Raw genomic sequence first — 7,727 nt, 5'->3', positions numbered from 1 at the left:
TTTTTCTTTGTCTCTCACACTCTCTATTCACTATAGTATAATAGAACTAACATTCTGTCTTTTTTGAAGAAAGGAGTCACTATGAACTTAAAAAGTAACAATATATACGAGAAAATGAACCAATATTCCGTTGCAGGTTTAAGTCTTGCCGTTATACGTGACGGCAAACTAGACGAAGCGATTACTTTCGGAACACTTGAATCTGGAACAACTAGAACTGTCACTACGAATTCTATATTTAATTCTTGTTCTATTAGTAAGTTTATCACTACAATGCTCGTACTAACGTTATCAGATCAAGAAATCATACATTTAGATGGAGACGTAAATGATAGACTTACATCTTGGAACATACCTACCAATCTATTTACCTCACAGAAAAAAGTTACCCTGCGAAATTTATTAAGTCACCAATCTGGAATTATTGATCCTCCTAATAGTTTTGAACATTTTACATTTGCACAAGGGCGACCAAACTTATCTGAACTCCTTGCTGGTAAAACATCATATTGTTCAGTACCAATAGAAATAACTTATAAACCAGAAAGTGAATTTCACTACTCTGATGCAAACTTTTGTATTATCGAACTACTACTTGAAGATATAACTGGAAAACCATTTAACCTTTTACTTGAAGAATATATCTTTCAGCCACTACAAATGAAAAATAGTACACTCTTCTCTCCAAAAGACATAGATAAAACCGATGTTTTTGCTTGCGGCCATAATAAAGATAGAACTGTAACAAATGAGAGATTTCCATTTTATCCATTCGCAGCTGCTTCAGGCATTTGGACAACACCAACTGACTTATCAGCTTTAGTCATTGAAATCATTCATTCCTTACAAGGAAAGGGCAAACTAAAACTTTCTCAAAAATTAGTACTAGACATGATTTCTCCTCAAGGTTGCTCAAAATGGACTGGATTAGGTGTTTTTCTAGATGATTCTAATGAAGAATTACAGATTTATTCACTCGGATGGGGCGTCGGATTTCAATGTATGATGGTTTGTTATCCATACTGCGGGAATGGCGCTGTTATTATGACCAATTCCGATTTAGGTGTTCATCAAATGGAAGGGATCATTGGTGAGGTTGTAAAAACGTTATCCTTATAATGAAAATAAAGAAGCTGTTCCTTCCAGCTTCTTTATCTATATAACATTTTTCGCAACAATTTTTATATGTTCTGGTGCGATAATTTCCGTTATACTTTCCTGGAAATCTTCATGTAACATTTCTTCCAAATGTTCTAACTGCACTTCAACATGAGTGCATTCTAAATTATGTATATTTAATAGTGCATAATGATCTTTTTTCTTAATTACTAAATATTGATTTTCCTCTGTCACAAGTACAGAACCTAATCGGACTCCTAGTAAGCGTTGATCATCAAACTTCATAATTACTTCTCCTTCCCTTATATAAACGAAACTACAATGAAAATAATTACATTTATGGAAAAACACACTTATTTAGACTATATCATAATTTACTAAAATATAAATATCATTTTTCCTTTTAATAAAGTGAAACTTTAATCAGTGGAGGCCTTACTGTCCGTTAATGTGGGATGAAAATCCCTATTTTTTCATATATTTCGATACAAAAAACTTTCTCAACATTAAATTTGAATTTTCAGTTTTTAATTCTATGAAAATCTATTATAATAAAGTTAATAAATGTTTGACCTCTCCTAATTCATGTACATATGGATGATCAGTAGTTATTGCTACTGATCTATTTTTTTGATTTCAGAAAGCAAATATACTGCATCCTTTCCTACACCACAAATAAGCGCAGAGCCTCTTTGAGATTGCCACGGCAATCCGATATAATACAATCCTCTTACTGGACTAACTCCCTTTATATGATTAGGAAACCCTTTCTCATTCACTGCCTGTTCAATTTCAATCCAATTATAATTTTGAACAAAACCAGTTGACCATATAACGCTTTCTGCACTATAAATATCACCATTCTGAAACATAATGTTATTTCCTGATGCACTTACTACTTTTTCTTGTAGTTTGATTGCTCCATTACGAATAAGTTTCTTACCTTCAAAACCGAAAATAGGGTCCTTTCTCTTCTGAAACCATCTTCCCCTCTTTGTATTTATTTCAGCGTACAATAAACCCACTTTTTCTAGCAGATTAAAAATACTTTTTCCAAAAAGTTGTAACGGTAAAAACGTTAAGGGATGACTAATAGACACCGTAACTTCATGCGTTTTTGCAAGTTCTACTGCGATTTGCATTCCTGAATTTCCGCCACCTACTACAAGTACCTTCCCCTGTGGAATTTGCGATGATGATCTATATTGTGATGAATGTATTTGAAAAATATGTGGTGAAAGATTTTCTGAAAACGAGGGAATAAATGGATGCTGAAAACCACCTGATGCGATAATAACTTTTTTCGTTTGTAAAATTTCTGTAGGAGTATGTAATTCAAATATTTCTTTTTCTTTCTTTATTTTTAGAACTTCCGTTTGTAATTGTACCGGTAATTGAAAATGTCTTGCATATTCTTCTAAATAAGTTGCAATTTCATCTTTATGTGGAAATTCATTCCTTGCTCCTTTTAATATCCTACCTGGTAAACTACTATATTCACTCGGTGTAAAGAGCCGCAAAGAATCATATCTATTCCTCCATGAATCACCAATTCGGTTTCCTGCCTCGAGTAATAAAAAATTATATCCTGCCTGCTTCAAGTAGTATCCTATTGTCAATCCCGCTTGACCAGCTCCAACAATGATTGCATCTAACATCTTTTCCCCCCTCCTTACAACAAATGAATATATGCTCATTTGTTCATGTATTTTATCATACGATTTATTTTTCAATAATTCAATCTGTTTAACAACATGAAAAAGAGCAGTTCACTACTTTATGAACTACTCTTCATTACATTTACCACGTAACTACACTACTTAACCCATGAATATTTGTATATGAATCCTTTCTACTCCGACAATTTTTCCTCATAAAATATAATTCTATTTAAAAACGGATCAATCACAGTTAATTCAATTGTACCCCAAGGTGTTTTTTCTATATTCGGCTTCGAATAAGCATATTCTTTACTTAATAATACAGAATGATAATCCTTTACATCATCTATTTTGATCCGAATCGCACCACCTGGTGAGGCATCACCATGATGTTCTGATAAATGTATCACAGCATCCTGTAACGAAATTTGCAAATATAATGGCATATTTTCCTCATACCGATGTTCCCAATCCAGTTTAAATCCTAAAAAACCTATGTAAAATAGTTTTGCTTTTTCAATATCAAAAATTCTAAATATAGGTGTAATCATTTATAACTTCATCTCCTATTTATAAACATCCGCAGCCAATTCCCTCAAAACATCCACATTCACTACTTCAAAGCAACCATTGTTTTTCTTTATAATCTCTTTATCACAAAAAATATTTAATGTACGTAATAGGTGCCGATAACTCGTTCCTAACAATTCAGCTGTTTCCGTTAAATTCCCACTAAACACAATTCGATTTCCGTGCTGCACCGCTCGTTCCCCTGCTGCTAACATGTAACTTGCAAGTCTATTTTCAAGTGGATATAGTAAATTAATTGTACTATTTTTTGAAAGTCGATTTAACTTATGTGCTAACGATCCACAAATACATCTTAAAAATTTCGCATCATGAAATAGCTGATTTCTCACTTTTCCTAAAGGTAAAGCAACACAATATGAATCTGCCATTACTTGTACGTTTGAAGCAGTCTTTTGAGAATGAATTAACTCAACATCTCCTAACAGCTGCAAACTATCATAGAAACATAGCAATACAGATTTCCCGTTACTTAATGTATTAAACGCTTTCGCTTTTCCTTCAACGAAGAAAAATAAATACTCTATTTCTTCATTTTCTCTACAAATAAACTCATTCTTTTTAAAAAATATAAGTTCCATATATGGCTTCATATCATGACTAAAAAATGAATCAATATTATTTTTCTTCATATACTCTGCTAGTTTAATAGAATTACATACTTTCTTCATAGTCCCCCACCTTTACAACTCATCCCCATTGTAATTAAAATTTTCTTCTTCCACTATGACATATGTCATAACAATACACAATTTCAGCATGATACAGTCATTACAAATATGAAATATAAAGGGGATATTACATTGTATAACTTTCTTTCTGTCTTTATTGGTGTGCTCATCGCCGTTATGCTCCCATTGAATGGAATTTTATCCGAGTTAATTGGGAAGTATACAGCAAGCGTTGTCATTCACCTCGTCGGTTTAATTGCAGTTATCTTCATTTTAATCTTAAACAAACATAAAATTCATTTCGATAAAGGTATTCCGATTTTTTTATATAGCGCTGGAGCGATTGGAGTATTCACTGTTCTTTTTAATAATATAAGTTTCTCCGTCCTCGGTGCCTCTATTACGATCGCATTAAGTTTACTCGGTCAATCTATTGCTTCCATCGTTATTGATCATTTCGGCTTATTAGGAATGAAAGTTGCAAAGTTTGAAAAGAAAAAACTAGTTGGATTAGCATTCATCTCTTCTGGGATTATTATCATGACAATTTATTAATGGGGGCAAAAATATGTTATATATTACGATCGCTATTTTAGCTGGTGTTTCTATCGTCGTTGCTAGAATTATTAACGCGAATTTAGCAAAGGAAATTGGAAACTGGGAAGGCACGTTTTTCAATTATATTACTGGATTATTTTTCTCTATGTTATTTTTAATTTTCAGTTCAGATTCATTGTATATCCCTATTCATACGTTGCAATCTATTCCTATCGCCGTGTACTTAGGCGGATTAGTAGGCGTTATCGTTATTTCATTATCCAACTATATTACTCCTAAAATATCAGCCTTTTATTTAACATTACTCATCTTTATCGGACAATTATTTGCGGGGACTATTATTGATTTCTTCCTGACAAATGAACTCTCTATCGGTAAAGTTATCGGTGGCATTTTCGTATTAATTGGGCTCACTTACAATTTACTCATAGATCGCCCGATAAAAACTGTGAAGCATAACCAAGTTCAACTATAATACTTTACGCTTACCTATCATATATTAATAGAAAAGCTCTTCACACAAAGTAATAGAGAGGAGAAAATCCTATTAAAAAAATTATTTTATTGTTAGGTAGCGTATTAATTATTTCTGGAATTGTATGGTTTGTAAACTCGGGAAAATCTATTCAAGATCTGTATACTGCAAATAAGCCGAAAAAGAAAGCTACTATTATTTCAAGCTCCCGAGATCCAAATGAGCCTCCTGTTTTTTTAGGAAAACAGGAAATAAAAGATATACATGTCGAATCAATTAAAACAAAAAAGGATATCTTTCTCACAAAAACAGATGAGTTAAAAACGTTTATTAACAGTATGAATACCGCAAAAAAAGGCAAATTAACATTGGATGAGGAAGGATCAGATTTAATAGATTGTGATATGTGGATTACTTTCGAAGATGGAACTTATAAAAAATATTTCATATGGGTAGTTGATCATCACAACAGCGAAGTGATGATTGCTCAGCAAGATACTCCTGATGATGTAAACCTTACGTACTATCAGTTAAACGAAGATAGTTCAAAAAAAGTTTATAATTTATTTAAAAAAATTATTTAAACGAAAAAGTCATGAGCACGCGAGCTCATGACTTTTTGCACTATATATACTCCGGGAACACTTTACATCCCTTTTCCTGCTCTATATCATGACCAAAGAAAATAATTGGTTTCTCTTTCGCCACAACTTCTTTTAAACGTTTAATTGAAGATAAAGCTAATTCTGAATCAAATCCTGCAAACGGCACTTCATCTTCAAAATTCTCTTTCGTATAAGATGCATCAATCGTTAATAATATCGGACCGGATTTTTCTGTCTCAATTAACAGTGACTGATGCCCTGGCGAATGTCCTGGTGTATACAATAACCGAACACCAGGTACCACTTCATAATCCCCTTCAATAATTTTGTAGTTCAAATGCGGCAATATACACTCTTTCAAATATTCTTCTCTATATTGCGCCGCCTCATATTCAGCACGCTGTATAATGATTGGCGTATTCGAAAAAGCACCATTTCCTCCCGCATGATCAAAATGCAAATGTGAACTAATAATATATAGGAGATCATCTGGCTCATACCCTGCACGCTTTAAAATAGTTATGATTCTATCTTCTTCAGTCATTTTCGGTAAAATCTGTCCTTCAACAAATGTACCGTTAAAAAGACCTTCATTATTAACCGCAATTTCTGGCATACCTGTATCTACTAAAATAGGCCCTTCTTCCGTCTCCAAAAGATAACACCATACAGGTAAGTTCAATAAATTTCCCGGTGTGAGCGTACTATTAACAGAAGAATGGTCTAACATACAACGACCTGCTGGGATGAAATAAAGCTTTTTTACTGTCATTATGTATCCACCTTTACATTTAATTTAAGATAAAGTAACACAATAAAAAATTCTGCTTTTTAGAAATAAACTCCTTCCACACTTTCATACCAGCATAAATAAAAAAGAGTGTACTTTTTTTACATAATGGCATTTCACCATCTATAATAAAAGAGTAAATGACTCTTACTTTAATGGAGGGAATAGAAATGAAAGCAATTGGTTTACATGAATACTTACCTATTGAAGAAGAAAACAGTTTAATTAATATTGAAGTTGAAAGACCTGTTGCTACAGGAAGAGATATACTCGTTAAAATTAACGCAATTTCCGTTAATCCAGTTGATACAAAAGTTCGCTCTCCGAAAGATAAAAAAGAAGATATAGCAAAAATACTCGGCTGGGATGCGAGTGGTATTGTCGTACAAACGGGCGAAGGTTGTACGTTATTTAAAGAAGGCGACGAAGTGTTTTACGCTGGAAGCATTACGAGACAAGGTACATATAGTGAATATCATTTAGTTGATGAAAGAATCGTTGGTAAGAAACCAAAAACGTTAAATGATGCTGAATCTGCCGCAATTCCTTTAACAGCGATTACAGCTTGGGAAGGTTTATTTGAACGTTTAGGCATTGATCATACTAAAAAAGATACGAACTCATTTAAAAACATTTTAATTATCGGCGGAGCTGGTGGTGTCGGTTCAATTGCAATTCAACTGGCGAAATGGGCTGGACTAAATGTAATTGCAACTGCTTCCCGCGGCGAAACGATAGACTGGGTTAAAAAGCTTGGAGCTGACCATACAATTGACCATCATGCCCCTTTAAAAGAGCAATTACAAAGCCTTGGATTCAGCGATGTAGATTATATTTTCTGCTTAAACAATACAGATCAACATTGGCAAGCAATATGTGACCTTATTAAACCACAAGGCAAAATTTGCTCTATCGTAGAAAATGAACACCCTCTTGAAATGGGTATTTTAAAAAGTAAAAGTGCTACACTCGTTTGGGAGTTTATGTTTACAAAAGCAATGTATGAAACTGGCGATATGATTACGCAGCACGAACTATTAAATAAAGTAAGCGAACTACTAGATGAAGGCATTTTAAAGACTACCTTAAATGAAACATTAACACCGATTAACGCTGAAAACTTAAAGAAGGCACATGCACTACTTGAAAGTGGACGTACCATCGGGAAAATCGTATTAGAGAAATTTTAATCATGATAGTGACAGATAGTATGTGAAATTATATTAACGATTTTTCGAACATATCTATCATAACGTACAA

10 protein-coding genes are annotated in these 7,727 nt (G+C 33.2%); 5 read left to right on the top strand and 5 right to left on the bottom strand.

Annotation, left to right across the window (positions count from 1 at the left end):
- Positions 1 to 81: 81 nt before the first annotated feature.
- Positions 82 to 1,119, top strand: coding sequence for a serine hydrolase domain-containing protein (locus DN403_RS23535; RefSeq protein ID WP_001050173.1), 1,038 nt, complete (start codon positions 82 to 84; stop codon positions 1,117 to 1,119).
- A gap of 36 nt (positions 1,120 to 1,155) precedes the next feature.
- Here the strand turns inward: DN403_RS23535 and DN403_RS23530 are convergent, their stop codons facing one another.
- From DN403_RS23530 to yeiL, 4 genes are all read right to left on the bottom strand, one after another.
- Positions 1,156 to 1,404: a hypothetical protein gene (locus DN403_RS23530; protein WP_000666947.1), complete on the bottom strand. Its 249-nt coding sequence runs from the start codon at positions 1,402 to 1,404 to the stop codon at positions 1,156 to 1,158.
- 329 nt (positions 1,405 to 1,733) lie between these two features.
- The gene (locus DN403_RS23525) at positions 1,734 to 2,777 is read right to left on the bottom strand and encodes a flavin-containing monooxygenase (RefSeq protein WP_000882897.1); all 1,044 of its coding nucleotides are present in this window, start codon (positions 2,775 to 2,777) and stop codon (positions 1,734 to 1,736) included.
- Between the two features lie 194 nt (positions 2,778 to 2,971).
- Positions 2,972 to 3,331, bottom strand: a complete 360-nt coding sequence (locus DN403_RS23520; RefSeq protein WP_000632391.1) for a glyoxalase superfamily protein — start codon at positions 3,329 to 3,331, stop codon at positions 2,972 to 2,974.
- 15 nt (positions 3,332 to 3,346) lie between these two features.
- Entirely contained in the window at positions 3,347 to 4,039 is a 693-nt protein-coding gene (gene yeiL / locus DN403_RS23515; protein WP_000754833.1) for a transcriptional regulator YeiL, read from the bottom strand.
- A 108-nt stretch (positions 4,040 to 4,147) separates the two neighbouring features.
- Between yeiL and DN403_RS23510 the strand changes: the two genes are divergently transcribed.
- The 3 genes from DN403_RS23510 to DN403_RS23500 all read left to right on the top strand — a co-directional run bounded on the left by DN403_RS23510 (position 4,148) and on the right by DN403_RS23500 (position 5,656).
- On the top strand, positions 4,148 to 4,594 hold the full coding sequence (locus DN403_RS23510; protein WP_002082423.1) for a DMT family transporter: 447 nt from the start codon (positions 4,148 to 4,150) through the stop codon (positions 4,592 to 4,594).
- Between the two features lie 13 nt (positions 4,595 to 4,607).
- On the top strand, positions 4,608 to 5,072 hold the full coding sequence (locus DN403_RS23505) for a DMT family transporter (RefSeq protein ID WP_000965812.1): 465 nt from the start codon (positions 4,608 to 4,610) through the stop codon (positions 5,070 to 5,072).
- Between the two features lie 89 nt (positions 5,073 to 5,161).
- Positions 5,162 to 5,656, top strand: a complete 495-nt coding sequence (locus tag DN403_RS23500) for a YhfM domain-containing protein (RefSeq protein WP_000901705.1) — start codon at positions 5,162 to 5,164, stop codon at positions 5,654 to 5,656.
- Between the two features lie 40 nt (positions 5,657 to 5,696).
- Here the strand turns inward: DN403_RS23500 and aiiA are convergent, their stop codons facing one another.
- A complete protein-coding gene (gene aiiA, locus DN403_RS23495; protein WP_000216598.1) occupies positions 5,697 to 6,449 on the bottom strand; it encodes a quorum-quenching N-acyl homoserine lactonase AiiA in 753 nt (250 codons plus the stop codon).
- A 188-nt stretch (positions 6,450 to 6,637) separates the two neighbouring features.
- Between aiiA and DN403_RS23490 the strand changes: the two genes are divergently transcribed.
- Positions 6,638 to 7,657: a zinc-binding alcohol dehydrogenase family protein gene (locus tag DN403_RS23490; RefSeq protein ID WP_000643781.1), complete on the top strand. Its 1,020-nt coding sequence runs from the start codon at positions 6,638 to 6,640 to the stop codon at positions 7,655 to 7,657.
- The last annotated feature ends 70 nt before the right edge of the window (positions 7,658 to 7,727 follow it).

It is taken from the genome of Bacillus sp. AY2-1 (assembly GCF_008368965.1).
Taxonomy (GTDB): domain Bacteria; phylum Bacillota; class Bacilli; order Bacillales; family Bacillaceae_G; genus Bacillus_A; species Bacillus_A thuringiensis_S.
This window is presented reverse-complemented; position numbering and strand designations above follow the sequence as displayed.